The following is a 25,430-nucleotide window of genomic DNA, read 5'->3' as shown; positions in this document are numbered from 1 at the left end:
GATGTAGCCGCTAGGCGCTGCGGGTCAGCGTGTCCGCCGATGCGGCGTCGAACTGGACGTCGAACTCGACCTCCAGCTGGGCCGGGGTCACCAGCACCACCGGTGTGAGTCCGCTCGCGCCATCCTGGGCGATTCCGGTGATCACGCGCCCGCCGAATCCGTCCGGGGTGGCCGGGACGCGCACGGTCAGCGTGACCTGATCGACGCCCGGGGGCACCTGCAGGAAGAACTCGTCACCGGGTTGCACCGCGCCGCTCAGTTCCCGGCCGGTGCGATCGACAACGGCCCCGTGCGACACCTCGAGCGCCGCACTGTCGGTCGCCCGCAACCGGAACGGCCCGATCAGCCCGGCCTCGACCACCGCCTCGTCGGCCGACAATGCGGGCGACGTCGTGGCCCGCCGGGCCGCCCGGGCCCCGGCGGTCAGGTAGTTGTACAGATGCACCACGCGGTCGGAGTTGGCGTACGCACCAGAACCGTTGAGCCAGAACCGGATATCGGTGACCCGAACCAGCGCGTCACGATCGGACAGGACGGCCAGCCGGTAGTACCGGTAGCCCTGCGGGCCGCGGCCGGGCCGCGTCGAGGACACCGTGCTGCCGACCCCGAGAGTCCTGCGATGCGTACCCTGGCCCGCGGCGACATTGAGTCCCGAGGCCGCCACGTCCTCCCACAGCACGCCGTCGTTCGACTTCTGCAGCACCAACGACACCGCGGCGGTCGATTCCAATTCGACCGTGTAGCCGCCCAACTGGGGAGCCCCGTCGAAGTCGAACACGATGCCATCGGCATCAGGGTAAGCCCGCGCCGGTTCGTTGCGCGCCCGATTGTCCAGCGCCAGTCCGTTGGTGAACAACCAGATGGCCGCCTGAGTGGCCGCGATCGCCTCGTGTTCGGCCAGATTGGCCGACCCCAGCGGCACCCCGGCCGCCCGCACCCGGCGGCTCAGCTCAGCCGTGCCGAGGGTGGGAAACGAGTTGCGGACGATCCAGTCCACCTCGGCCTCGTAGGACCTGGCGCGCAGGTTGCGCACCGCCGACCAGGTGGCGGCCTCATACCGCGACGGCCGGGTGGGTGCGATGCCGGCGAAGTCCAGCGAGTAGGCCTCGACATTGGGATTGAGCCTGATCAGATCGGTACGCGCCGAGGTGCCGTCGGTGAACACCACGGTGTCCACGGTGTGCGAATAGGTGCCACCGCGATACCGGGTCATCGGGACCGGGTCGGTCCGGCGGGGACGGATCCGGGTGCGCACGGCCACCGGGCCGGACGCCCCCTGGGAATCCACTGGGAGTTCGCCGCGGGAATCAGCAACAGACAGGACAGACATGACGGGTTGACTTTCTTGAAGGCCGGATACGCGCGCATCAACGCACCGCGAGAAAGGCGGGCGGACGACGCAGAGGAGGGCGTCAGAAAATCAACAACAACAACGCACGTCGAGGCAGCGCACGATGGCGACGCGCAGCGACTCGACGTGTTGCATGGGGCCCACCATACGGCAAGCGGACAGCAATGCCCAGTTCACATCGTCGTGACAAGTTTGAATCGTCCGCGCACTAAACACTGTCGTGGACAGATTTTGGCCGTATCGTTGCCGCCCACACCCACATTGACCGGTTGGAGGTAGGACCCCGTGACGTCCGCGCAGAACGAATCACAGGCACTCGGTGATCTCGCCGCCCGCCAGCTGGCGAATGCCACCAAGACCGTTCCCCAGCTGTCCACCATCACCCCGCGGTTCCTGCTGCACCTGCTGAGCTGGGTGCCGGTCGAGGCAGGCATCTACCGGGTGAACCGGGTGGTCAACCCCGATCAGGTGGCGATCCACTCGGAGGAAGGCGCGGGTACCGAAGAGCCGCTGCCCGAGACCTACGTGGACTACGAGACCAGCCCGCGCGAATACACGCTGCGCTCGATCTCGACGCTGCTCGACGTGCACACCCGGGTGTCGGACCTGTACTCCAGCCCGCACGACCAGGTCGCCCAGCAGTTGCGGCTGACCATCGAGACGATCAAGGAGCGTCAGGAGTTCGAGCTGGTCAACAACCCCGAGTACGGGTTGTTGTCGCAGGTGACGCCGGAGCAGACCATCCAGACGCTGCGCGGCACTCCCACCCCTGATGACCTGGATTCGCTGATCACCAAGGTGTGGAAGACCCCGGCGTTCTTCCTGACCAATCCGCTCGGAGTGGCGGCGTTCGGCCGCGAGGCCACCCGGCGCGGGGTACCGCCGCCAGTCGTCAGCCTGTTCGGCGCCCAGTTCATCACCTGGCGCGGCATCCCGATCGTGCCCTCGGACAAGGTCCCGGTCGAGAAGGGCAAGACCAAGTTCATCCTGGTGCGCACCGGCGAGGAGCGTCAGGGCGTCGTCGGCCTGTTCCAGCCGGGATTGGTCGGCGAGCAGGCCCCGGGACTGTCGGTGCGGTTCACCGGCATCAACCGGTCGGCGATCGCGTCCTACCTGGTGACCCTGTACTCGTCGCTGGCTGTGCTCACCGACGACGCGCTGGCGGTCCTCGAGGACGTCGGAGTGGACCACTTCCATGAGTACAAGTGAGTTCCGCTCGCTAGACGCCGAAAGTGATCTTCCGGTCAGCGCGGCCGAACTGGCGGCGCTGGCCACCCAGCTGTACGCGACCAGCATCCGGCCCGGGCCCGACAGCCCGCCCTCGGCCACGCAGGTCGCCCCGCGCGGGGTGGCACCGGATACCACCTCGGCGGCGTCGGCGGGCTCAGCCGCGGCCGGCCTGGCACATCCGGGCACTCCGGCCGAATTCGTATCAGTGCCCGAGGTCTTCGTACCGGCACCGAGCACGCCCGAACCGGAAGGCATTCCGGGCGTGGTCCCGCTAGCGCCCAGGTTTTCCCCGTCGCTTCGCTCGCCCCAGGAACGCGGCAGTGCGGCCAGTCCCATCGCGCCCATCGGTGGGCTGGAGGCGTTCGCGGTCCCCACCGGCCTGGTGCCGACGGTGCCCGGCGTGCTGGCAAGCGCTCCCCCGTCGGCACCGCCGGCACCCCGCGGCTCCGCCCCGACCTGGCCGGGCGCGGTCCCCGCGGTACCGGACCTGGGCTGGTCGGGATCGCCCGCACCATCCGAGGATGCGGGGAGCTACTACTTCCTGCAGGCTCCCGCGACCGATTCTGTTGCAGCCGAGCCGGTTCCGTCAGCACTGGCCCTTTCGGCGCCTCCGGCACCGGCTGACCACGAGATCTTCGACGTCAATGCGATCCGCGCGGATTTCCCGATCCTGCGTGAGACCGTCAACGGCAAACCGCTGATCTGGTTCGACAATGCGGCCACCACCCAGAAGCCCCAGTCGGTCATCGACCGGCTGTCGTACTTCTACGCGCACGAGAACTCCAACATCCACCGTGCCGCCCACGAACTGGCGGCCCGCGCCACCGATGCCTACGAGGACGCGCGGGAATCGGTGCGTCGCTTCATCGGGGCGGCGAAGGCCGAGGAGATCATCTTCGTCCGCGGCACCACCGAGGCGATCAATCTGGTGGCCTACGCATGGGGCGGCAAGCATCTGGGACCGGGTGACGAGATTGTCATCACACACCTCGAGCACCACGCCAATATCGTTCCGTGGCAGCTGATCTCGCAGCAGACCGGCGCGGTGCTGAGGGTCGCGCCGGTGGACGACGCGGGCAACCTGTTGCTCAGTGAGTTCGAGGATCTGCTCGGGCCCCGCACGAAACTCGTTGCCGCCACGCAGGTGTCCAACGCGCTGGGCACGGTGACCCCGGTCAAGACCATCGTCGAACTCGGGCACCGCTACGGCGCCAGAGTGCTCATCGACGGCGCCCAGTCCATTCCGCACATCCCGATCGACGTGGCCGAACTCGGGGCCGACTTCTTCGTGTTCTCCGGCCACAAGATCTACGGGCCCACCGGAATCGGCGCCCTGTACGGCCGCGAGGACGTGCTCGCCGAAACCCCGCCGTGGCAGGGCGGCGGCAACATGATCGCCGATGTCACCCTCGACCGGTCGTTGTATCAAGGCCCGCCGAACAAGTACGAGGCCGGCACCGGCAACATCGCCGACGCGGTCGGACTCGGAGAGGCACTGCGCTACGTGGAGCGGGTCGGTATCGAACGCATCGCAGCCTACGAGCACGCCTTGCTGGAGTACGCCACCCCGCGACTGGCCGCCATCCCGGGCGTGCGGTTGGTCGGCACCGCCGACGAGAAGGCCAGCGTGCTGTCGTTCGTGCTGGCCGGGCATGAGCCCCTGGAGGTGGGCAAGGCACTCAACGCCGAGGGCATCGCGGTGCGGGCCGGGCATCATTGCGCCCAGCCGATCCTGCGCCGCCTGGGCCTGGAAGCCACGGTGCGGCCGTCGTTCGCGTTCTACAACACCTTCGAGGAGATCGACGTGTTCATCGACGCGGTGCGCCGGATCGCAGAGGGCAGCGCCTAGCACCCGCTACCGGCCGACCCGGCGCGCCCGTCGGGTGGTGAACCTGCCGCGCCGCTTCCGGGCGGCTTCACGGCGTCGCGTACTCCACCAACGCGCTCACCTGAGGCCGAACACCTGCCGGCGGATTCAGCGTGACCGACACTGCCTGGTCATCCGCATGCAGGAACGTGAACCACTTGCGCCCGACTTGGATGTTGACGTTGATCGTCGCGGTGGGCCCGCTGCCTCTCAGAATCCTCACCACGGCGGGGATGGTGGCGGGCCCGGTTCCGAAGTTGTCGTATGCGAGCGAGAAAGCGACGGTGGTGAACCTGACCCCACCCGACTCCTCGGGAGGCGGGATGGGTACGACGCGCTGCAAAGCGCCGGCAGGGCCGCCACCGGCCTGCTGGTCGATGTAGACGGAAAACGCACCTGAACTCATGACGATGTCCCCCTTGATCTTGATGTTGCGGATAGCCGAAATCAGTGATTTGACAACGCCTCCGCTGAATTGTGGACACCTGAAGCATGGATCGGTCTTCGGCGCCTTGACGCGAGTAGTCGGCTACTTGGATTAGTGGGCTTTTCCGACGCGAGGCCGACCGTCAGGACACAATCACGGTGCGCCAATCTCTGGATCCATCGTTGCGAGCACGGCACCATCGGACCATGAGCTACAACCGCCTCCGTGCAGACGACACCTCACGCATCAAGATCGACGTGGCGATCGGTGTTCTGGTCGCCCTGCGCGGCTGCGCGCCCGATCAGGCCTTCGCCGAGCTGGTGCGGGTGGTGCAGCGCACCGGCATCGGAATCGGCAGCATCGCAAGGGCGTTGGTCGACCTCGCCGGTGGCAGATCGGGCACCTCCGCCGAATACGCCGAGGCCTTCAATGCCTGGGGCGAACTGCTGGCGCAGGCCCGGCGGGTGCCCGTCAACACCGCCCAGTGACCGCGCAGTCGCGGGCCACCGATGGACCGGTCATCCTCAACGGTTTCTCGATGGACGCGGTCTCCCACGTCAACTACGGCCTGTGGCGCCACCCCCGCGACCAGACCCACCGCTACAACACCATCGCCTATTGGCTCGAGCTGGCACGCATCCTCGACGAGGGACGGTTCGACACGTTCTTCCTCGCCGATGCGGTCGGCTTGCTCGACACCTACGGCGGCAGCGCGGCCACATCGTTGCGGACGGGCACCCAATCTCCGCTGAGCGATCCGCTGCTACTGGTGTCGGCGCTGGCCGCGGGGACCACGCATCTCGGATTCGGTGTCACGGTGTCGACCACCTACGAGCATCCGTATCTGCTGGCCCGCAAGTTCACCACCTTGGACCATCTCACCGGCGGGCGAGTGGCCTGGAACATCGTCACCTCCCAACTCGACAGTGCCGCACGCAATCTGGGCCTCGACACCCAGATTCCTCACGACGAGCGCTACGAGCGCGCCGACGAGTTCCTCGACGTCGCCTACAAGCTGTGGGAGGGGTCCTGGGAGGACGACGCCGTGGTGCGCGACCGCGACAGCAACGTCTACACCGATCCGGACAGAGTGCACGGGATCGGCCACCGCGGCAGGTACTTCAGCGTGCCCGACGCCCACCTGTCCGAACCGAGCCCGCAACGCACCCCGCTGCTCCTGCAGGCCGGCGGCTCGCCGCGCGGCCAGCACTTCGCCGCCAAACACGCCGAAGTGGTGTTCGTGGCCGGGGCCGACGCCCCGGGAATCCGGCGCAACGTCGAAACCATCCGCGGGCTGGCGGCCCACCACGGACGCGATCCCGACTCCCTGAGCTTCGTCAGCGCGCTGTCGGTGGTGGTGGACGACACCGCGGCCGGCGCCGCAGCCAAACTCGCCGACTATCAACGGTATTTCGACGTCGAAGGGGCGTTGGCGCACTACTCGGCGAGTACCGGCGTGGATTTCTCCGGGCAGGACCTCGACACCGTGATCGGCCACCACGACACCGATTCGAACCGCTCGCTGCTATCGATGTTCGCCGACGCCGACAAGGCCTGGACCCTGCGTCGCGCACTGGCGCCGGCCGCGGGATTCGGACGGTCCCACACCCTGGTCGGGGATGCCCGATCGGTCGCCGACCAGTTGGAGCAGTGGTTGCGCGACACCGGAACACAGGGCATCAACCTGATCCACATCGTCAATCCGGAGAGCTATCGGGACTTCGCCGAACTCGTTGTGCCCGAGTTGGACCGGCGCGGTCGAGTGCGCCCCAGACCGACGGCCCCGGCCACTCTTCGCGGCAGGATCGGCGGCCGGGCCAGGGTGCGCGACGATCACCCGGCGGCACGCTACCGGGATGCCCTGTCCGAAACCAGCCGCCAGACGCGGACGGGTTAGATTCACGGCTGGTTTATCGGTTGTCCGCGGCGGGCTCCGGTGGCAGCGTTGCCAGGCTGATGAGCATTCACCTGCATTGGTACCTACCCACCAACGGAGACAGCCGCGACATCGTCGGGTCCGGCGACGATTCGCACCTGGCGGTCGGGCCGTCGGCCGGCAGAATTCGGCCACCGACAATCGACTACCTGACCGAAGTCGCCCGCACGGCAGAGCTTCTCGGCTTCGAAGCGGTACTGACGCCCACCGGGACCTGGTGTGAAGACGCCTGGATCACCACGGCAGCGCTCAGCCAGGCCACCACCCGCCTCAAATTCCTGGTGGCGTTCCGTCCCGGATTCATCTCGCCTACGCTGGCGGCGCACCAGGCCGCGACCTTCCAGCGCATCTCAGGTGGACGGCTCCTGCTGAACATCGTCACCGGTGGCGACCCGGTGGAACAAGCCCGCTTCGGTGACCACCTCGACCACGATGAGCGGTACCGGCGGACCGGCGAGTTTCTCGATGTGGTGCGCGGTGTCAGCACGGCCCCGGCGGGAGCCGCCTTCGACTTCGACGGGCAGCACTACCGAATTTCGGGCGCCCGCATCGACTTCGGCGACTGGGATCCGCCGCAGATCTTCTTCGGCGGTGCGTCACCGGCGGCAGAGGAGGTGGCCGCCCGGTATGTCGACACGTACCTGGCCTGGGGCGAGACGCCGGCCCAGATCGCCGAGCGGCTGCAGCGGTTGCGGGCCCGTTCGGCGGCTCACGGCCGGACCCTGCAGTTCGGAATCCGGCTGCACGTGATCAGCCGGGACACCTCCGAACAGGCGTGGGCACATGCCGAGCGGCTACTGGGCGCGATCAGCGAGGAGCGGATCAGATCCGCTCAAGAGGTGCTGGCCCGCACCGAATCGGTGGGACAACAACGGATGACCGCGCTGCACGCGGGCAGCACGGCCGATCTCGAGATCTCCCCCAATCTGTGGGCCGGCTACGGCCTGGTCCGCGGCGGTGCGGGTACCGCGCTCGTCGGCAGTCACACCGAGGTCGCCGACCGCATCAGTGAGTACCACGATCTGGGCATCGACCACTTCATCCTGTCCGGGCAACCCCATGTCGAAGAAGCCTTCTGGTTCGCCGAAGGCGCGGGGTCGATCCTGCGTGCGAGGGGACTCGTATGAGCCGCGCACGCAATGACATCCGGGTGCTCGATACCGAGGACCACCTGATCGGTGCGCTGAACCTGTTCCGCACCGCGATGGTCGGATTCCCTCCGCTGCGCGGCCTGGCGCCCGGACGGATCCACACCCTGCTGGAGCAGGGGCGGACTCTGGGTGCGTTCGTCGACGGCAGGCTGGTCGGCACCACCGACTCGGCCACCAGCACGCTCACCCTGCCCGGCGGCAAGCTCGTCGGGCATGCGGCCGTCACCCATGTCGGCGTCCTACCGACGTTCACCCGGCGTGGTGTCGCCACCGATCTGCTCAGCCACCAGCTGCGCCAGATCCGGGACCGGGGTGAGGTGGTCGCAACGCTGCGGGCATCCGAGGCCACCATCTACGGGCGATTCGGTTACGGCGTGGCCAGTTCCTCGGCCGCCGTCGAAGTGCTGACCCGGCGTGCCCGCCTGCGAGCCGGTGTCGGCGCGGGCGGGCCGGTGCGGCTGATCGACGTGGAGGACTCCTGGAACCTGCTGTCGCAGATCTACTCCGCCAACCGGCCGTCGCTGCCCGGATCGATCGACCGGCCCGCGGTCTGGTGGCAATCGCAGCGACTGCGAGCCGAGACGACGACTGGTCCGAGCTACGTTGCCGTCCACGGTGATCCGGGTTCGGAGACCGGATTCGCGCGCTATCACCCGGCCGACACCGACGGGTGGTTCGTCAGCGATCAGCGCACCGTCGTGGTCGACGATCTGTTCGCTCCCACCACCGATGCCTATCTCGGGCTGCTGAGGTACCTGCTCGATCTCGACCTGATCGACCGCCTGGTGCTACCGATGCGTCCGGTCGACGACCCGCTGCCCTGGCTGCTCACCGACCGGCGGGCCGCGCGGTTCACCGGTATCAGGGACGAGACGTGGCTCCGCGTGGTCGATGTGTCGGCAGCCCTGGATGCACGCACCTACGCCGGCGAAGGAGACGTGGTCGTTCGCATCGACGACCCCGTGCTGCAGGAGAATTCACAGACATACCGAATCTCGCCGACCGGCGCGGTGCCCACCGACAGCCCGGCCCAGCTGGAGGCCGACATCGAGGCGCTGGCCGCAGCACTGCTCGGGGCGACCCGTTGGCACGATCTGGCACTGGCCGGCCTGGTGCGGGTCAACGATCGCGACGCGGTGGGCGTGGCGGATCGACTGTTCGCGGTATCGGCACTGCCGCACACCGGAATCTACTTCTGACCGGCGATAACTTCGTACTGATCCAAACGGTGTCCGTCGCGCGGGCGAAGGCCGATAGTGTTCGCATGATTGCGGCGACGGCGCCTTCTGGGGCACGAACAGACGATGGCACTGTTTGACGTCGCCGACCTCGCCGTCACGATCCATACCGGGAACCGCGCGAGCGGACGGCGAGCGGTGCGGGCGATCGAGTCGTTCTCGTTCTCGGTGGATTCCGGGCAGACGGCTGCGCTGGTCGGTGAATCCGGTTCGGGCAAAAGCGTTTCGCTACTGGCGGCCACCCGTCTGCTCGGCCCGCGAGCGGAGGTCAGCGGCTCCGTGCGATTCGGCGGCCGTGATCTGCTGAGCGTTTCCGACAAGGAGCTCCGTCGGATCCTCGGCAAGGACATCGGATTCGTGTTCCAGGATCCGCAGAGCAATCTGCACCCGTTCAAGACCATCGGCAACCAGATCGACGAGGTGTTGCGGATCCACACCCGAACCGGTCGGACACAGCGGCGCGAGCGGGTCGAGGAACTGCTCGACGACGTGGGCATCTCCGACCCCTCCGATGCCTACGACAGCTACCCCGCCGAGTTCTCCGGGGGCATGCGGCAGCGCGCGATGATCGCGATGGCGATCGCGCTGAACCCGGCCCTCATCATCGCCGACGAACCCACCACCGCCTTGGACGTCAGTGTGCAGCAAGGCATCCTGGAACTGCTCAAACGGCTGCAGCACGAACATGGAACCGCGATACTGTTCGTCAGCCACGACCTGGGCGTGGTGCACGAGATCGCCGACACCGTAACGGTCGTCAAGGACGGCCGAGTGGTCGAGAGCGGTCCGCGGGACAGGATCTACCATCGGCCCGAACAGCCGTACACCCACGCTCTGCTCGCCGCGTCACAGCTGCACAGCATCGACTCGGTCAAGCCGCCGGCACCGTCCGGCACGCACCCCCAGGCCGAGCCGCTGCTGGTGGTCCGCAACCTGCGCAAGAGCTATCCCCGGCGCGGACAGCGTGACCGTGCGACCGTGATCGACGGGCTGGACTTCACGGTCCACCGCGGTGAGATCGTCGGTCTCGTCGGCGAATCAGGCTCCGGGAAATCGACCGTCGGGCGCATCGTCGCCGGCCTGCAGTACGCCGACTCCGGTGACATCGCCCTGGCTGGAACGCCGTTGCCCACCTCGGTCCACGACGGCGTGCCGCGCCTGGCAGCCACCACCCGCCGGGCCGTTCAGTTGGTCTTCCAGGATCCGTACTCCAGCCTCAACCCGCGCCGCACCGCCGGTGAATCCGTGGCTGAACCGCTGCGGGCACAGCGTGTTCCGGTCACCGAGATTGCCGGCCGGGTGCGCCGGGCCGCCGATCAGGCCAGGCTGCCGGAACCGCTGCTGAGCCGCCACCCGGCCGAGTTGTCCGGTGGACAGCGCCAGCGGGTGGCGATCGCACGGGCACTGGTGCTCGAACCGGATCTGATCGTCGCCGACGAGGCATTGTCGGCTCTCGATGTGACCACCCAGGCCGAGATCATCGGACTGGTCGAGCAACTGGCGCGCGAACACCACACTGCCTTCCTGTTCATCACCCACGATCTGGGCGTGGTGTCCTCGATAGCGGACCGGGTGATCGTGCTGAGCCCCGAGGGTGTGGCCGAGATCGGGCGTACGGCAGACGTGTTCGCGAACCCGCAATCGGCCTACACCCGCCGGCTGCTGGACGCTGTTCCCCGGCTGCGGGCACGGGCGTCATGACCGGACTGCTGGTCCGCTCCCCGATCGCCGTGGACCCGCCGGCGCCGCCGGCGCGCCGGGGGCTTCGGACATACTTCGCCGATCCCGGCCTGCTCGCCGGCTCGGCGCTGGTGGCCGCGGTGGTTCTGGCTGCCATCTCGGCCCCCGTGGTGGCCGCCGTCGTCGGGCACGGACCCAACGACCAGTTCCCCGACGAGACGCTCGACGCCAGTGGCCTGCCGATCACCGGAGGAAACGGCTTCCTGTTCGGCGCCGACGGCAGCGGCCGGGATGTCTTCGTCCGCACGCTCTACGGCGCGCGGATCTCCCTGGCGATCGGTATCCCGGCCACCACCATCGCCATGCTGGTCGGGGTGGCCGTCGGCCTCATCGGCGGATACTTCGGCGGCCGGGTGGACGCAGCGCTCTCCGAGCTGACCAATGTCGCACTGGCCTTCCCGTTCCTGGTCACCGCGCTGAGCGTGGTCACCCTCAATCGCGGCACCGCGGGTACCACGTTGGTCGATCCCATCTTCGTCGTGATCGGCATCATCGCGCTGTTCTCGTGGACGTATTTCGCGCGCCTGGTACGCAATTCGGTGATCGAGCTGAAGTCCAAGCCGTTCGTGCTGGCCGCGATCGGGGCGGGAAGCACGCCGGTGCGCGTCCTGCTGCGGGAGATTCTGCCCAACATCGCCCCGACCGTGATCATCTACTGGGCAGTGCAGCTGCCCACCAACATCGTGGCGGAAGCGTCGCTGTCCTATCTCGGGGTCGGCATCAAGGCACCGACTCCGAGTTGGGGCACCATGATCGCCAACGCGCAGGATTCCGCGCTGTATCAGACCCAGCCGTTGATCCTGATCGCACCCGCCGGTGCGCTGTTCGTTACGGTGCTCGGATTCAACATCCTGAGCACCCGGTTGCGCAGCCGCTTCGATCCGTCGTCGGCCCGGTGAGAACATGGTGACAAGCACTTTGACTCGGTATTTCACCTGGCGGCTGGCGCGGATGGCGTTGACGGTGTCGGCCGTCGTACTCGTGACATTCGGACTGACCAGGGTCGCCTACCAGAATCCGGCCCGCATGCTGGCCCCGGAGAACGCATCCGAGGAGACGGTCGCCGCGATCGCGAACAGCCTGCGCCTCAACGATCCCTGGTACCTGCAGCTGTGGTATTACGTCGTCCGCGGGCCGGAGATCAAGGGAACTCCGACCGGATTGCTCAACTGGCCACCGAGCCTCGGATACTCCTATCGCCAGCAGCGGCCGGTCACCGATCTGATCCTGGAGAAGATCCCGGTCACGTTCAGCCTGGCGGCCGGTGCACTGATCCTCTGGATCACCGTGTCGATCGTGCTGGGGGTCTACGCCGCCCGTCGGCCGGGCAGCGTGTTCGACCAGGTGAGCTCCGCGACATCGTATGTGCTGCTGTCCATCCCGACTTTCGTCACCGGAGTCATCCTGCTGTTCGTCCTGTACTACCAGTTGTCGCTGGCCGGGGTGAAGTTCTTCCCCAGCGGCGGTTACGTGGCGCTGACCGAATCCCCTGCCGAATGGGCGCGGCATCTGCTGCTGCCCTGGCTGACCCTGCTGCTGGCCGAGGTCGGTTTGTTTCAGCGGGTGGTGCGGGCCTCGGTCCTCGAGGTTGCCAACAAGGACTACATCCGTACAGCGCGGGCGAAAGGAGTTGGGACACAAGGTGTGTATTTCAACCACGCGTTGTCCGCGGCCCTGAACCCGATTCTGACACTCGGCGCCATCGAATTCGCCGCCATCCTCGGCGGGGCGATCATCACCGAGCAGATATTCGGGCTCGACGGCGTCGGACGGCTGGCCGTCAACGCGGCCAACAACGGCGACGCCCCGGTGGTGATCGGGTGCACGCTGCTGGGCGCTCTCATCTTCGTCGTCTCGACCTTCGTCGTCGACCTCATCACCCACGCCCGCAGTGGCAAATGATCCTTCCGTAACACAACAAGGAGCACCATGAGAACACCGCGAAAAGTGGTGGGCGCACTGATCGCCACCACCGCACTGCTCGTCGCCGCGTGCGGCACCGACAAGGACGGGTCGGCATCGCCGGCCAACCCGGACAGCCTCTATGGCGGGACACTGCACGTCGCGTCGGTGGAGGACATCGACGCGCTCGACCCGCTGATCGCGTACTCGGCAGAATCCTGGCAGGTGATCCGGGCGACGACGCGTCAGCTGGTCACCTACGCGGGCAGCAAGGACGGTATCGGCGATGACACCAAGGTGGTGCCCGACCTTGCCGAAAGCTGGGACATCAGTCCCGATCGCCTGACCTACACCTTCCATCTGCGGGACAACATCGCCTACTCGGGGGCGAGCAGCCGTCCGATCACGGCCCGGGACTTCGTCTATGCCGTGAAGCGCTTCCCCGACCCCAACGCACAAGTCAGCGCGATCACCTACTTCAACGCGACGTTCGCGGGTTTCAAGGAGTACGCCGACGAGTTCGCCAAGGTACCGACCGGCGATCTGGCGGCGGTCAAGAATTTCATCGACAGCCACGAGATCAGTGGCCTCAAGGCGTTGGACGACAAGACGTTACAGCTCACCTTGACCGCTCCGGCCAGCGACATCCTCGACATCCTGACGCTGAACTTCGTCACGCCGCTGCCCGAGGAGGTGACCTCGAAGTACTTCGCCGACAGCCTGGAGTTCCGTAAGAACTACGTGTCCAGCGGCCCGTACCAGATCAAGTCCTACGACCAGGGCAGGCAACTCACCCTGGCCAAGGTTCCCGAGTACAACTCCGACGGCGACCCGCGCAAGGCGTACGCCGACGAGATCGTCTTCGACACCACCGTCGCCTCGGCCGACGCGGCGTCCCAGCAGTTGCAGACCGGCACGGCCGACATCGCGCTGTATGTACGCGCCTTCCCGGCCAACGCGATCGCCCAGTACAAACAGCGTGACCCCGACCATCTGCACACCTCGGCCAGCGGCTCGGCGGTGTTCATCAGCTGGAACAATCCGGCCGCCCCCAAGACGCCGGCGCAGGCCGCGCTCAAGGACCTCAAAGTCCGTCAGGCGGTGAACTATTCGCTCAACCGGGCGGACGTGGTCCGGGGGCTGGGCGGCCCCGACTCGGCGATCCCCAGCAACGAGATCCTGACCTCGACGATCGTGGGATACAACAACGAGAACCCCTACCCCACACCGGAGGACAAGGGTGACCCGGACAAGGCCAGGGCATTGCTCGCCGAAACCGGTCACCCGGACCTCACCCTCAGCGTGGCGTACCGCAACACCCCTGAGTTCGAGAAGATCGGCACCTCGGTGCAGACCGCACTCGCCCGCTCCGGAATCACCGTCCGCCTGGTCCCGATCGCCGGGGACAGCTGGGGTGCCTTCCGCTCGTACCTGGCCGAGGGCTCCAACCTGAATCAGTGGGATCTGGCCATCACGAACTGGACCCCGGACTGGCAGGGCAACAGCGCCCGGATGACGCTGGGCGGCTGGCTCAACTCCGACTTCGCTCCGGGAGGCACCTGGAACGGCGTGACCTATAACAATCCGCAGCTCAATGCCGCGGTCGCGCGGGCATTCGCCGCGCCGGACCCGGCAGCGGACTGGAAGCAGGCCAACAAGATCGCCACCGCCGATCTCGCGTGGTTCCCGCTGATCGAACGGGTCAAGACGATCCCGACGTCCGACCGGGTGACCAACTGGACATGGCAGTCGCTGGGGAACAACGCCGACATCACGAACATCGCGGTCAACGGCTGAGATCGGGGGCGGTGGGCCTGACTCGCGCCGGCCTCAACCGGCGGCGCGCGCCAGCAGCCAGGCTTCGCCGTCCCCTTCCTGCTCGGCGATCACCCGTAGCCCGGTGAACTGGGTGCGCAGTTCACCGGGTACGGCGCGGAACCTTCCGGGTGAGGCACCCACCTCGCTCAGCACACAGATGGCCAGCAGACCGCCCGGCTGCAGCCGCGCAGCCAGAGCCGGGTAGAGCCCGGGGTCGCGGAAGCGATGACACAAAACCACGTCGACGGGCGGTCCGGCCGGGAGACCCCCGTCAAGATCGGCGACATCGAAACGGCAGCGCTCTGCCACCCCATGGCGGACGGCCGACTCCCTCGCCCGGGTGATCGCCACGCCGGACACGTCGAGACCCCATACGTGTAGTCCGCGCCGGGCCAACCACACCGCGGCCCGACCGGTGCCACAGGCGACCTCGAGTGCCGAACCTGCCACGGGAAACAGGTCGGCGTGGCCCCTGAACACCTGCGGCAGCGCCGGCCCCGCGTCCGGGTCCCCGTCGGTATAGGCCGCGTCCCAGCGGATGCGGTCCTTCTCGCTCACGTGCGCCACCCTATGGGAGGGAATAGCCACACCAGGTTCGGGGTTAGCCCGTTCATGCGAGCCCTCGTCTACGACCCGCACGCTCCTGCCAATCTCCGGTTCGACGAGGTGGCCGAGCCTTCGGTCACCGAATCGCAGGCCCTGATCGAGGTGCGCGCGATTGCGCTGAACTTCGGTGAGCTGCACTTCATCGACCAGATGCGCCGTCCTGGCGAAGTTCCCGGCTGGGACAGTGCCGGCGTGGTCGCCCAGGCCGCGGCCGACGGCTCCGGACCGCCGGTCGGCGCCAGGGTGGTCGGATTCAGCGGTGAGGCCGGCTGGGCCGAACGACGTGTCGTGGCGACCGACAATCTCGCGGAGCTTCCCGAGTTCGTCGAGTTCGAGGAGGCTGCCGCGCTGCCGGTTGCCGGGGTGACCGCGCTGCAGGCGTTGCGGGCCCTCGGTCCGGTAGTGGGGCGCCGGGTGCTCATCACGGGCGCGTCCGGGGGTGTCGGCAGGTTCGCCGTCCAGCTCGCCGCCCGGGCCGGCGCCCACGTGGTGGCCGCGGTCGGCAGCGCCCCACGCGGTGAAGGTCTCGAGGAATTGGGCGCGGCCGAAGTGGTGGTCGGGCTCGACGCGGTGACCGAGCCGGTGTTCGGAGTGCTCGACAACGTCGGTGGGAAGCTCTTGGCACAGGCTTTCAGCCTGCTGTCCGACGGTGGCTCGGTTCAGTCCATCGGGATGGCCTCCAACGAGCCCACCACGATCAACTTCGAACAGGAACGGCGCTCCGGCAACCGGAAACGGTTGGAGCCGTTCACCGTTCGGGCGCCGTTCCAGGACGACCTACGTTATCTACTGACCCTGTTGGCCGACGGCGAACTCGATCCGCAGATCGGCCTGCGGGACTCGTGGGAGAACACCGCCGATGCTGCCCTCGCGTTGTTGGGCCGCAAGGTCGCGGGCAAAGCGGTGCTGCAGGTCGCCTGACCCGGCGGGCTCAGTTGCCCTGGCCGCCTCGTCCCCGTGACACCAAGTCGGCCACCGGGTCCTTGCCGTTGATGAACCAGTCGCCGAGGATGCGCGCCTTGTAGACGACCGGGTTGTGCGATGCCAGCGTTCGGGCATTGCGCCAATGCCGGTCCAGGCCAAGCTCTTCGGATACGCCCGAGGCGCCGAGGGCATCGAACACGCGCGTGGTGGCCCGCAGTGCCGCGGCCACGATGACCAACTGTGCCTGGGTGACGGCCACCTCGGCGTCGACCAGCAACTGTCGAGCCTGGCCGTCGCTGCCGGCTAGCCGACCGGCCACGATCCGATCCAGGCTGCGCGCACTCTGCCCCAGTGCCGCAGTGGCGCCGAACGCCTCGGCCGACACCTCGCCGATCACCTGCAGCAGCTGCGCATCGGCGGACGGAACCTCGGCCAGTCCCTGCGGATAGTTGCGCTTCCGGGCCGACAATGCCGCCGAGCCGTCACGCTGTGCGGCCCTGATGATTCCGGTCAGCACCGCCAGCATGGCGATCTGGTAGAAGTGCGCCTGATAGGTGAACCGTTCGGTCGCCGGGAACACGTTGCCGCGCTCGGCCCGGGCCTGCTCGTAGCGGGCAGAACCGCTGCCGGTCGTGCGCTGGCCGAACCCTCGCCAGTCATCGATTAGGGTGACGCCGGGATCATCGGCGCGCACCAGGGCCGTCCACAGCTCTCCGTCCTCACCGCGGCCCAGAACGTCGAGCCAGTCGGCGTAAAGACTGCCGGTTGCATAGAATTTCGCACCGGACACCAGCCAGTGCCCGTCCTGCTCGGTGACCGTCGTGGCCAGATTGGCCAGGGTCAGGTTGTTGGCCTCGGTCCATCCGCCGCCGACGAACTCGCCGGCCAGAAACCGCTTGATCCAGGTGGTGTTGTCCTCCGATACCGGCGCATTGAGCCGGTCCTCGACGAATGCCAGGTGGTTGCGCCAGATGTGGGCGATATTGGCATCGGCCTCCCCGAGATCGGCCAGCAGCAGGAAGGTCTGCTCCAGCGACGCCCCGAAACCGCCCTGCTCTGCCGGAATCCGCAAGGTGCCGAAGCCGGCATCATTGAGCCAGCGCACCTGCTCGTGCGGGAACACCCGGTCGGCCTCGCGCTGCCGATTCCCTTCGGCGATCCGCTCGAAGATCGGCCCGAACACCGAGCGCAATTCGGCGTCGTAGCCCGAGGGGCGCTTCAGATATGTTGCTTCCGTGGACATTTAAGAGTTCTCCTCGGTGTCGATCCGGTACGCGTACTCGTCGCGCACAGTGCGATACCCCAGTCGGGCATAGAGCAGGTGGGCATTGCTGGCATTGGCGATGTCCGTGCCCAGCGAGGCGTGGGTGAAACCCCGCCGCAGCGCCGCCAGCCAGAGCTTCCGCAGCAGGAGCTCCGCGGTTCCGGCCTTACGGCGGTCCGCGCGCACCCCGATGTAGTCGGTGTGCGCACTGCGGATCTCGTCCGCACCGCTTCCCGAGGTGTAGGTCGAGCCGAGCACATAGCCGACCACGACACCGTCGTCATCTACGGCGGCCAGGCTGAAATCCGGGGTGAACGCCCGGCTGGCCAGGTGGTGTTCCCAGCGCTGCGGAGTCTTCGACATGTTTCCGAAATGCTCTCGGAAGGTGTCGAATTGCACCTGCCGGACCTGCTCGGCGAGGCCTTCCGCCAGGACCTGCGGCCACGACAGGATCGTGATCGACGCGACCCCCGCCTCGGCCAGCGCGACAGGATCCTCGTCGCGCAGCGACTTTCGGGTGCTGGCGAATCGGCGCTCTTGACGCGCTCCGCGAGCGAGCAGAGCATCGATCGTCACTGCCTGGTCGGCGCCGATGAACACCCGTAGGTAGGCGCCCGGCACGGCCACCCGGCCGAACTGATCGACGGTGTCGTCGACGATCGCCCGCACCGCGTCGGCTGGTACGTGCGAACCGAATACGAAATCCCCCAACACCTCCGGTTCTGTGCCGTCCGGCCGGTGCAGGGCTGCGTATCCCCCCACCGCGCCGGCATCGTCGAGGAGAACGACCGCAGAGCCGGGGTACACGCCGCCGAGTTGTTCTGCGATATCGCGGGAATCGGCGGCGAACTTGCGCCCACCGAGCCCCGGTGTGGTGGCCAGGAAGTCGGCGATCAGCGGGTGATGTCGTGGGGTTACCTCTGCGACGGTCCAACCGGTGACATCCGACGCCGCAGACGGGGTGTCGTGGATCAGCGTCACGGCGTCACCCCCGCATCGATCCACCGCTGCTGCCCCTCGGGAGAGACGCTCTGGATGGTGCCGATCCGGTTGGCCACCTCAGGACGGGTCCGCTTGAGGTACCAGTACCAGGACAACCCAGCCAGCAGAATGGCGCCGAACACGAAAGGCAGAATGTTGAACGGGAACTCGGGCACCGGGTAGAAGTTGCTGACGATCACATAGCCGAGGCCGATGGTGGCCGCGACCGCGACGGCGAGCCGCCGCGGGGTCAGCGCACCGATCTTGCGAAGCCAGATCGGCGTGGCGATGACCACCAGCAGATAGCTCACCAGGAATCCCCAGTTGGCCACGTAGCCGCCGTACACGTCGAACACCAGCCGGCCCGCGGAGCTGAACGTGGCCGTGATCGAGAACGCGAGGGCCAGGATGCCGACGAACACCACACCTGCCCACGGGGTCTTGTAGGTGGGGTGCACCTTGGTGAACACGTGCGGCAGGGCGCCTTCGTGGGCGAAGGTGAACAGCGAGCGCGCGGCGGCGGTGGTGACCGCGGTGACGAACACGATGAACGCGATCGCGACGGCACCACTGACGACCTGGTTCACCCATTCCACCCCGACACTGGTCGCCAGCTGCGGCAGCACCGCCTTGTCCCCGTCGATCTCGCCGAAGTGCAGGATCTGCGGGTACGTCGCGAAGATGTAGAGGGCGCCGATCAGGATCACGACGCGCAGAAGGGATCTGGCGATGTTGCGGTGGGCATCCTTGGCCTCGGCCCCGAGCGAGGCGACGCTTTCGAAGCCTGCATAGGAACCCACCGCGGTGACCGCCGCGATGAACGTCGCACTGGACCCGAGATGCTGGGGGTTCCACTGCTCCCAGTCGATGCGGAACCCGTAGCCGATGTAGGAGGCCACGATGATCACCAGGATCGACGCGATGGCGAGCAATTCGAAGGCCAGTTCGTATTTCGCGGCCAGTGAAACCCCGCGATACGGCAGGTACACCGCGACGCCGACCACCACGATCACCAGCAGCAGGCGGAACCAGACCGCTTGGGATCCAAGGCCGATCGACTCCAGGAACGCGTCGAGGTAGAGCACCCCGCCGAGGGTGCCGGTGGTGGCGAAACCGATATAGCCGAACAACAGGCTGAACCCGGCGGCGAAGGCAAAGCCGGGGCCCAGACCGTTACCCGTATAGGTGCCTAGCGATCCGGAGGACACCGTGCGCTTGGCCTGGAAACTGATCGTGATGGCGACCAGCACCACGATGGACAGGCCGATCACCGCGGCCCAGGCCGCACCCTTGCCTGCCGCCACGAACAGCGAGAACGGCACGACGGCCAGGGCGACACTGGGTGCGGCGGCCGCCAGGCCCTGGGCGAACACGCCCCACGGGCCGAGTGCGCCCGATTCCAGCCCGGTCGACTCCGCCGCGATCAGCGTGCGGCCTCCGGCCTCCGTCGTCGGATGCGCCTTCGGATCGTCTGTAGTAGTCACGGCAATGTCCCTTTCTGACCGCGACGCCTCCCGTCCGTGAACCGGTACGGGTGGTTGATATGTCGGTATGTGTTGCCACACTGCCGCAATCGGATTCGCGTCGTCAGCTATGGAATCGGCGGGATTCTATTGCGAATGAACGGAATTCCTGCGGAATCCGGTGGCGGGGTGGCCGTCAGCCAGTAGTCCGTCGTCGCCGCCGAACAGCTTCTGCCGCAACGTGGTCGGATCGGAGGCCTCGCGGGCGCGGCCACGCCGGCGGAGTTCGGGGATGAGGTAGGTGGCCACATCGGCGAAGCTGCCGGGTGTCACGTGGTAAGCGATGTTGAACCCGTCCACCCCGGTCCGGTCGGCATACGCGTCCAGGGCATCGGCCACCGTGGCGGCCGACCCGACGAACAACTCGCCGCCGAACCCGCCCAGTCCCCCGACGTAGTCCCGCAGCGTCAGGCGCTCACGGACACCGGAATCGGTGACCGCGGCCAGGATGGACCGGCTGGCGTCGGTGTCGAACTGCCCGATCGGGCGGTCCACCCCGTACGTCGACCAGTCCACCCCGGACAGTGCCGACAACAGCACCAACCCGCCTTCCAGGTCGTGGAAGTCGGCTAGTTCGCGCGCCTTGGCCTGTGCCGCCGAATCGGTGGTGTCCGTGACGATCTCGACCGAGGTGATGAACTTCAGTGATTGCGGGTCGCGGCCGTGCCCGCTGCCCGGCGCCGGATGTCCTCGATGTGGCCCCGCAGGACCTCGGGCCGCGGATCGCTGACGAACACCAGTTCCGCGTTGCGGGAGGCGAACTCCCGCCCGGCCGGCGATGTTCCCGCCTGGAACAGCACGGGAGTGCGCTGCGGTGAAGGCTCGACCAGATGCGCCCCGGGCACGGTGAAGTACCTCCCGTGGTGGCCAATGTCGTGCACCTTCGCCGGGTCGGTGTACACCCCGCGCTCCGCATCGCGCAGCACCGCGCCCGGCTCCCACGAACCTTCCCAAAGCTTGTAGGTCACTTCGACGAATTCCTGGGCCATCGCATAGCGCTCGTCGTGGGGAATCTGCCGGTCGCGTCCGATGATGTTGCGCGCCGCGCTGTCGAGCAGGGAGGTGACGATGTTCCACCCGATCCGGCCGCCGGTGAGGTGGTCCAGAGTACTGAACTTGCGCGCCAGCAGATAAGGGCTCTCGTAGGTGGTGGACACCGTGATGCCGAATCCCAGACGCTGGGTCGCCGCGGCCATCGCCGACACCGCCAGCAGCGGATCGGTCACCGGCGTCTGCACGCCCCGCGCCAGCGCGGCACTGGCGTCGCCGCCGAACACGTCGAGTTGCCCGACCGCGTCGGCGATGAACAGCACGTCGAATCCGCCGTCGTCGAGCAGCTTCGCCAGTTCCACCCAGTAGCGGACATCGGTGTAATCGGCGGTGCGGTCCTGCGGGTGACGCCACAGCCCGAAGTTGCCGTGCGACACCGTCGACATGGTGAACGCCGAGAGCACATACGGTTCGGTCATGACAGCTGCCGCTGCGGTACGTCGATCCCCAGATGGGATCGCAGTGTGGTGCCGGCGTATTCGTGGCGGAACAGCCCGCGCTTGCGCAGCACCGGCACCACCTGCTCGACGAAAAGCTCGTGCTGACCGGGTAATCCGGAATCCCGTAGCACGAACCCGTCGGCAGCACCTGCGCTGTACCACTGCTCGATCTCGTCGGCGATCTGCTCGGGCGTGCCCACCACCGCGGCTCCCCAACCGTTGACCGTGCGATACAGGAACTCTCGCACCGTCGGGTTTCCGTCAGTGGCCAGCAGCCGGTAGCCCGCCAACGCGGTCTGGTGGGTCTCGGTGTGCGAGGGGAAGGCCGACTCCGGAACCGGACCGTCCAGGTCCGCACCGGTGACGTCGACGTCGACCTCGAGCAGCCAACCGGCCTGGTACTGCGGACTGAAGTACTCGTACTCCTGCTGCTGTGCGCGCCGGGCTTCTTCCTCGGTGGAGCCGACGAGATACCGCAGCGACGGGGTGATCAACGGTGGCCTGGCCCGGCCGGAGCGCCGCGACTCCTCGTGGATCTGGGCGTAGAACTCCTGCGCCCGCTCCCGGTTGCCGTGACTGGTGAAGATCACCTCTGCGTGCCGAGACGCGAAACCCCTTCCGGTTTCCGACGATCCGGCCTGGAAGATCACCGGCTGCCCCTGAGCCGACCGTGCCGAGCCCAGCGGACCGGCCACGTCGAAGTAGCGCCCGTGGTGGTCGGTCGGTTGAATTCTGGTGACGTCGTTGAATATCCCCGCGGCGCGGTCTTCGACGACGGTGTCCTCGCCCCAACCGTCCCACAGCTTGCGTACCACCGCCAGCGCCTCCTCGGCGATGCGGTAGCGCTCGTCGTGGGCCACCACACCGCGGGCGCTGAAGTTGTCGGCGGCAGCCTGCGCGAAGCTGGTCACCAGATTCCAGCCGGCCCGCCCACCGCTGAGGTGATCGAGTGAAAGTAGCTGGCGGGCAAGGTGATACGGGTGAGCCAGGGTGGCCGATCCCGTCACCACCAGCCCGATCCGGTCGGTGACCGAGGACAGCGCGGCCGTCGCGGTGAGTGGTTCGAAGTCTTCGGTGATCTTGTACGGCCAGGTGGCCGGCGGACCGTAGTTCAGACCATCGGCGAAGAACAGCGCGTCGAACGTGCCGGCCTCGGCGGTCTGGGCATAGCTGATCAGCCGTCGGCGCACCCCGGCGGGGCTGTTGTCGATATCGGGATGCCGCCACGGCCCGGTAGACCGGGTATTGCCGAAGGCCAGCAGATGAAGCTCTCTTGACACTCCGGCGACACTACGATCGCGACCCGCAACGGCCCAGGGTTGTGCTCAGCGCGAACCAATCCCCCGGCGGGTATTCCTCCCGGGGGCCGCCTACTTCTTGGGCTTGTCCGATGCCGCGTCGGTGGACAGCGCCGCGACGAACGCCTCCTGAGGCACCTCCACGCGACCGATGGTCTTCATGCGCTTCTTGCCCTCTTTCTGCTTCTCCAGCAGCTTGCGCTTACGGGTGATGTCACCGCCGTAGCACTTGGACAGCACGTCCTTGCGGATCGCCCGGATGTTCTCGCGGGCAATGATCTTCGATCCGATCGCGGCCTGGACCGGAACCTCGAACTGCTGGCGCGGGATGAGCTCTTTGAGCTTGGTGGTCATCTTGTTGCCGTAGGCCGACGCCGAATCCTTGTGCACGATGGCGCTGAACGCGTCCACCGCCTCGCCCTGCAGCAGGATGTCGACCTTGACCAGGTCGGCTTCCTGCTCACCCGCCTCCTCGTAATCCAGGCTGGCATAGCCGCGGGTACGCGATTTCAGTGAGTCGAAGAAGTCGAAGATGATCTCGCCCAGCGGCATGGTGTAACGCAGCTCGACGCGCTCGGGCGACAGGTAGTCCATGCCGCCCAACTCGCCGCGACGCTGCTGACACAGCTCCATGATGGTGCCGATGAACTCGCTCGGCGCGATCACCGTGGTCTTCACCACCGGTTCAAAGACGCTGCGCACCTTGCCTTCTGGCCAATCCGACGGATTGGTGACGACCATCTCGGAGTTGTCGTCCTTGATCACCCGGTACACGACGTTGGGTGAGGTCGAGATCAGGTCCAGGTTGAACTCGCGCTCCAGGCGCTCCCGGGTGATCTCCATATGCAGCAGCCCGAGGAAGCCGCAGCGGAACCCGAAGCCCAGCGCCACCGAGGTCTCGGGCTCATAGGTCAGCGCGGCGTCGTTGAGCTGCAGCTTGTCCAGCGCCTCCCGCAACACCGGATAGTCCGAACCGTCCACCGGGTAGAGGCCCGAGTACACCATCGGCCGGGGTTCGCGGTATCCGGTGAGCGCCTCGGTGGCACCGTTGCGGGCCGAGGTCACGGTGTCACCAACCTTGGACTGGCGAACATCCTTCACGCCGGTGATCAGGTAGCCGACCTCGCCGACGCCCAGTCCGTCCGAGGCCTTCGGCTCCGGTGAGACGATGCCGACCTCGAGCAACTCGTGCGTCGCCCCGGTGGACATCATTTTGATCTTCTCGCGCGGGTTGAGCTTGCCGTCCACCACCCGGACGTAGGTGACCACACCGCGGTAGATGTCATAGACCGAGTCGAAGATCATCGCCCGCGCGGGCGCGTCGGCGTCGCCGACCGGCGCCGGGATCAGTCGCACCACCTCGTCGAGAAGTTCGGCCACGCCCTCGCCGGTCTTGCCGGAGACGCGCAGCACATCGCTCGGTTCGCAGCCGATGATGTGGGCGATCTCACCGGCGTAGCGCTCCGGGTCGGCAGCGGGCAGGTCGATCTTGTTCAGCACCGGGATGATGGTCAGATCCCGGTCCAACGCCAGGTACAGGTTCGCCAGCGTCTGTGCCTCGATGCCCTGGGCGGCGTCGACCAGCAATACCGCGCCCTCACAGGCCTCCAGCGCACGGGACACCTCATAGGTGAAGTCGACGTGACCCGGGGTGTCGATCAGGTGCAGCACGAAGTCTTCACCGTTGACCTGCCACGGCAGCCGCACGTTCTGAGCCTTGATGGTGATGCCGCGCTCGCGCTCGATGTCCATCCGATCCAGGTATTGAGCCCGCATATCGCGGTCGGCGACCACGCCGGTGATGCCCAGCATCCGGTCCGCCAACGTCGATTTGCCATGGTCGATGTGGGCGATGATGCAGAAGTTCCGGATCTGCGCCGGCGCAGTGAACGTCTTGTCGGCGAAGCTGCTGATGGGAATCTCCTGGTGAGCGTGGGTGTCAAGCACGTGCTGTGCTCCCTAAGGGTATCGAGCAACCACCGTCGCGACACAATCGCCAGGGGTCCGCTCGCATATGCTCGACACCATGGCGTCGCAGTGGAAGGCGTTCCAACAGGTTCTCAGGGGCGTAGTGGATGGCGCCGAGAACCTGGTGTTCAACGAGGCACCGAAGTTCGTGCGTCAGCTACAGACCACAGACAACGTGCCGCGGACCGTGCAGCAAGGCATCCAACAGGGCCTTCAGCAGGGCCTCAGGCTGGGTCTGGGCGTGCTCGCCGGTGCGACCGCCCCGCCGCCGCAGGCGATCACCGCCGGCCGTCCGGTATCGAAGAACAGCGTGCCCACCGCGCACCGGGCCCGCAAAGTCGTCTACGCCCCCGATCTGGACGGGCAGGCCGATCCCGGCGAGATCGTCTGGACCTGGGTGGTCTACGAGGACGATCCGACCCAGGGCAAGGACCGGCCGGTCCTGGTGGTGGGCCGCGATCAGCGCACGCTGCTCGGGTTGATGCTGTCCAGCCAGGACTACCACCGAGACGATCCGGACTGGATCGCCATCGGCACCGGCACCTGGGATTACGACGGCCGGCCGAGCTGGGTCCGGCTGGACCGGGTGCTCGACGTTCCAGAGGAAGGCATCCGCCGTGAGGGTGCGATCCTGGATCGCGGCCGGTTCGAAGCGGTCGCGCTACGGCTGCGCGCTCAGTACTCCTGGAGCTGAGTCTTTCAACATCGCCGAGAGT

20 protein-coding genes and 1 pseudogene are annotated in these 25,430 nt (G+C 67.1%); 12 read left to right on the top strand and 9 right to left on the bottom strand.

Annotated features, from left to right (window positions below; all coding sequences use genetic code 11):
• Window positions 1-10: 10 nt before the first annotated feature.
• Window positions 11-1,330 carry a thioester domain-containing protein gene (locus tag ACNQVK_RS15930; RefSeq protein ID WP_418030280.1) on the bottom strand — a complete coding sequence of 440 codons (1,320 nt, stop codon included), beginning with the start codon at window positions 1,328-1,330 and terminating at the stop codon, window positions 11-13.
• 306 nt (window positions 1,331-1,636) lie between these two features.
• Between ACNQVK_RS15930 and ACNQVK_RS15925 the strand changes: the two genes are divergently transcribed.
• Window positions 1,637-2,560 (top strand): family 2A encapsulin nanocompartment shell protein, encoded by a 924-nt coding sequence (locus ACNQVK_RS15925; RefSeq protein ID WP_044523008.1) that lies wholly within the window; start codon window positions 1,637-1,639, stop codon window positions 2,558-2,560.
• A complete protein-coding gene (locus tag ACNQVK_RS15920; protein WP_418030279.1) occupies window positions 2,547-4,430 on the top strand; it encodes a family 2A encapsulin nanocompartment cargo protein cysteine desulfurase in 1,884 nt (627 codons plus the stop codon). Before ACNQVK_RS15925 ends, ACNQVK_RS15920 begins: the two co-directional genes overlap by 14 nt.
• 67 nt (window positions 4,431-4,497) lie before the next feature.
• Here the strand turns inward: ACNQVK_RS15920 and ACNQVK_RS15915 are convergent, their stop codons facing one another.
• Window positions 4,498-4,854: a hypothetical protein gene (locus tag ACNQVK_RS15915; RefSeq protein WP_409552468.1), complete on the bottom strand. Its 357-nt coding sequence runs from the start codon at window positions 4,852-4,854 to the stop codon at window positions 4,498-4,500.
• A 227-nt stretch (window positions 4,855-5,081) separates the two neighbouring features.
• Here ACNQVK_RS15915 and ACNQVK_RS15910 point away from each other — a divergent pair, with 227 nt between their 5' ends.
• The 8 genes from ACNQVK_RS15910 to ACNQVK_RS15875 all read left to right on the top strand — a co-directional run bounded on the left by ACNQVK_RS15910 (window position 5,082) and on the right by ACNQVK_RS15875 (window position 14,639).
• The gene (locus ACNQVK_RS15910) at window positions 5,082-5,363 is read left to right on the top strand and encodes an ANTAR domain-containing protein (protein ID WP_044523000.1); all 282 of its coding nucleotides are present in this window, start codon (window positions 5,082-5,084) and stop codon (window positions 5,361-5,363) included.
• Between the two features lie 50 nt (window positions 5,364-5,413).
• Complete coding sequence (locus ACNQVK_RS15905) at window positions 5,414-6,772, top strand: LLM class flavin-dependent oxidoreductase (protein ID WP_418034181.1); 1,359 nt, start codon at window positions 5,414-5,416, stop codon at window positions 6,770-6,772.
• Window positions 6,773-6,831: 59 nt separating this feature from the next.
• Window positions 6,832-7,938: an LLM class flavin-dependent oxidoreductase gene (locus tag ACNQVK_RS15900; RefSeq protein ID WP_418030278.1), complete on the top strand. Its 1,107-nt coding sequence runs from the start codon at window positions 6,832-6,834 to the stop codon at window positions 7,936-7,938.
• On the top strand, window positions 7,935-9,161 hold the full coding sequence (locus tag ACNQVK_RS15895) for a GNAT family N-acetyltransferase (RefSeq protein WP_418030277.1): 1,227 nt from the start codon (window positions 7,935-7,937) through the stop codon (window positions 9,159-9,161). Before ACNQVK_RS15900 ends, ACNQVK_RS15895 begins: the two co-directional genes overlap by 4 nt.
• Before the next feature lie 105 nt (window positions 9,162-9,266).
• Complete coding sequence (locus tag ACNQVK_RS15890) at window positions 9,267-10,901, top strand: dipeptide ABC transporter ATP-binding protein (protein WP_418030276.1); 1,635 nt, start codon at window positions 9,267-9,269, stop codon at window positions 10,899-10,901.
• Window positions 10,898-11,839, top strand: a complete 942-nt coding sequence (locus tag ACNQVK_RS15885) for an ABC transporter permease (protein ID WP_418030275.1) — start codon at window positions 10,898-10,900, stop codon at window positions 11,837-11,839. Before ACNQVK_RS15890 ends, ACNQVK_RS15885 begins: the two co-directional genes overlap by 4 nt.
• 4 nt (window positions 11,840-11,843) lie before the next feature.
• Window positions 11,844-12,842, top strand: coding sequence for an ABC transporter permease (locus ACNQVK_RS15880; RefSeq protein ID WP_418030274.1), 999 nt, complete (start codon window positions 11,844-11,846; stop codon window positions 12,840-12,842).
• A gap of 27 nt (window positions 12,843-12,869) precedes the next feature.
• Window positions 12,870-14,639 (top strand): ABC transporter substrate-binding protein, encoded by a 1,770-nt coding sequence (locus ACNQVK_RS15875; RefSeq protein ID WP_418030273.1) that lies wholly within the window; start codon window positions 12,870-12,872, stop codon window positions 14,637-14,639.
• A gap of 33 nt (window positions 14,640-14,672) precedes the next feature.
• Here the strand turns inward: ACNQVK_RS15875 and ACNQVK_RS15870 are convergent, their stop codons facing one another.
• On the bottom strand, window positions 14,673-15,218 hold the full coding sequence (locus ACNQVK_RS15870) for a class I SAM-dependent methyltransferase (protein WP_418030272.1): 546 nt from the start codon (window positions 15,216-15,218) through the stop codon (window positions 14,673-14,675).
• Between the two features lie 54 nt (window positions 15,219-15,272).
• Between ACNQVK_RS15870 and ACNQVK_RS15865 the strand changes: the two genes are divergently transcribed.
• A complete protein-coding gene (locus tag ACNQVK_RS15865) occupies window positions 15,273-16,187 on the top strand; it encodes a zinc-binding dehydrogenase (RefSeq protein WP_418030271.1) in 915 nt (304 codons plus the stop codon).
• A gap of 10 nt (window positions 16,188-16,197) precedes the next feature.
• Here ACNQVK_RS15865 and ACNQVK_RS15860 read toward each other — a convergent pair whose 3' ends face one another.
• The 6 genes and pseudogenes from ACNQVK_RS15860 to lepA form a co-directional block, all read right to left on the bottom strand.
• Window positions 16,198-17,433, bottom strand: coding sequence for an acyl-CoA dehydrogenase family protein (locus ACNQVK_RS15860; protein ID WP_409552477.1), 1,236 nt, complete (start codon window positions 17,431-17,433; stop codon window positions 16,198-16,200).
• Window positions 17,434-18,435 (bottom strand): GNAT family N-acetyltransferase, encoded by a 1,002-nt coding sequence (locus ACNQVK_RS15855; RefSeq protein WP_418030270.1) that lies wholly within the window; start codon window positions 18,433-18,435, stop codon window positions 17,434-17,436.
• Entirely contained in the window at window positions 18,432-19,919 is a 1,488-nt protein-coding gene (locus ACNQVK_RS15850; RefSeq protein WP_418030269.1) for an APC family permease, read from the bottom strand. The genes ACNQVK_RS15855 and ACNQVK_RS15850 overlap by 4 nt, the downstream gene beginning before the upstream one ends.
• Window positions 19,920-20,045: 126 nt before the next feature.
• Window positions 20,046-21,427: pseudogene (locus ACNQVK_RS15845) on the bottom strand (LLM class flavin-dependent oxidoreductase).
• The gene (locus ACNQVK_RS15840; protein WP_418030268.1) at window positions 21,424-22,728 is read right to left on the bottom strand and encodes an NtaA/DmoA family FMN-dependent monooxygenase; all 1,305 of its coding nucleotides are present in this window, start codon (window positions 22,726-22,728) and stop codon (window positions 21,424-21,426) included. Before ACNQVK_RS15840 ends, ACNQVK_RS15845 begins: the two are co-directional and overlap by 4 nt.
• A gap of 90 nt (window positions 22,729-22,818) precedes the next feature.
• Window positions 22,819-24,693 carry a translation elongation factor 4 gene (gene lepA, locus ACNQVK_RS15835; protein ID WP_044522964.1) on the bottom strand — a complete coding sequence of 625 codons (1,875 nt, stop codon included), beginning with the start codon at window positions 24,691-24,693 and terminating at the stop codon, window positions 22,819-22,821.
• A 79-nt stretch (window positions 24,694-24,772) separates the two neighbouring features.
• Between lepA and ACNQVK_RS15830 the strand changes: the two genes are divergently transcribed.
• Window positions 24,773-25,408, top strand: coding sequence for a type II toxin-antitoxin system PemK/MazF family toxin (locus ACNQVK_RS15830; RefSeq protein WP_418030267.1), 636 nt, complete (start codon window positions 24,773-24,775; stop codon window positions 25,406-25,408).
• Window positions 25,409-25,430 lie beyond the last annotated feature (22 nt).

Source organism: Mycobacterium sp. 134 (genome assembly GCF_048282715.1).
GTDB lineage: Bacteria > Actinomycetota > Actinomycetes > Mycobacteriales > Mycobacteriaceae > Mycobacterium > Mycobacterium septicum.
This window is presented reverse-complemented; position numbering and strand designations above follow the sequence as displayed.

Bases quoted from the DNA above. Each gene is read 5' to 3' on its own strand.
- ACNQVK_RS15860 (WP_409552477.1), bottom strand. From the start codon at position 17,433: ATGTCCACGGAAGCAACATATCTGAAGCGCCCCTCGGGCTACGACGCC.
- ACNQVK_RS15920 (WP_418030279.1), top strand. From the start codon at position 2,547: ATGAGTACAAGTGAGTTCCGCTCGCTAGACGCCGAAAGTGATCTTCCG.
- ACNQVK_RS15880 (WP_418030274.1), top strand. From the start codon at position 11,844: ATGGTGACAAGCACTTTGACTCGGTATTTCACCTGGCGGCTGGCGCGG.
- ACNQVK_RS15915 (WP_409552468.1), bottom strand. From the start codon at position 4,854: ATGAGTTCAGGTGCGTTTTCCGTCTACATCGACCAGCAGGCCGGTGGC.
- ACNQVK_RS15885 (WP_418030275.1), top strand. From the start codon at position 10,898: ATGACCGGACTGCTGGTCCGCTCCCCGATCGCCGTGGACCCGCCGGCG.
- ACNQVK_RS15930 (WP_418030280.1), bottom strand. From the start codon at position 1,330: ATGTCTGTCCTGTCTGTTGCTGATTCCCGCGGCGAACTCCCAGTGGAT.
- ACNQVK_RS15890 (WP_418030276.1), top strand. From the start codon at position 9,267: ATGGCACTGTTTGACGTCGCCGACCTCGCCGTCACGATCCATACCGGG.
- ACNQVK_RS15875 (WP_418030273.1), top strand. From the start codon at position 12,870: ATGAGAACACCGCGAAAAGTGGTGGGCGCACTGATCGCCACCACCGCA.
- ACNQVK_RS15910 (WP_044523000.1), top strand. From the start codon at position 5,082: ATGAGCTACAACCGCCTCCGTGCAGACGACACCTCACGCATCAAGATC.
- ACNQVK_RS15830 (WP_418030267.1), top strand. From the start codon at position 24,773: ATGGCGTCGCAGTGGAAGGCGTTCCAACAGGTTCTCAGGGGCGTAGTG.
- ACNQVK_RS15900 (WP_418030278.1), top strand. From the start codon at position 6,832: ATGAGCATTCACCTGCATTGGTACCTACCCACCAACGGAGACAGCCGC.
- ACNQVK_RS15865 (WP_418030271.1), top strand. From the start codon at position 15,273: ATGCGAGCCCTCGTCTACGACCCGCACGCTCCTGCCAATCTCCGGTTC.
- ACNQVK_RS15895 (WP_418030277.1), top strand. From the start codon at position 7,935: ATGAGCCGCGCACGCAATGACATCCGGGTGCTCGATACCGAGGACCAC.
- ACNQVK_RS15905 (WP_418034181.1), top strand. From the start codon at position 5,414: ATGGACGCGGTCTCCCACGTCAACTACGGCCTGTGGCGCCACCCCCGC.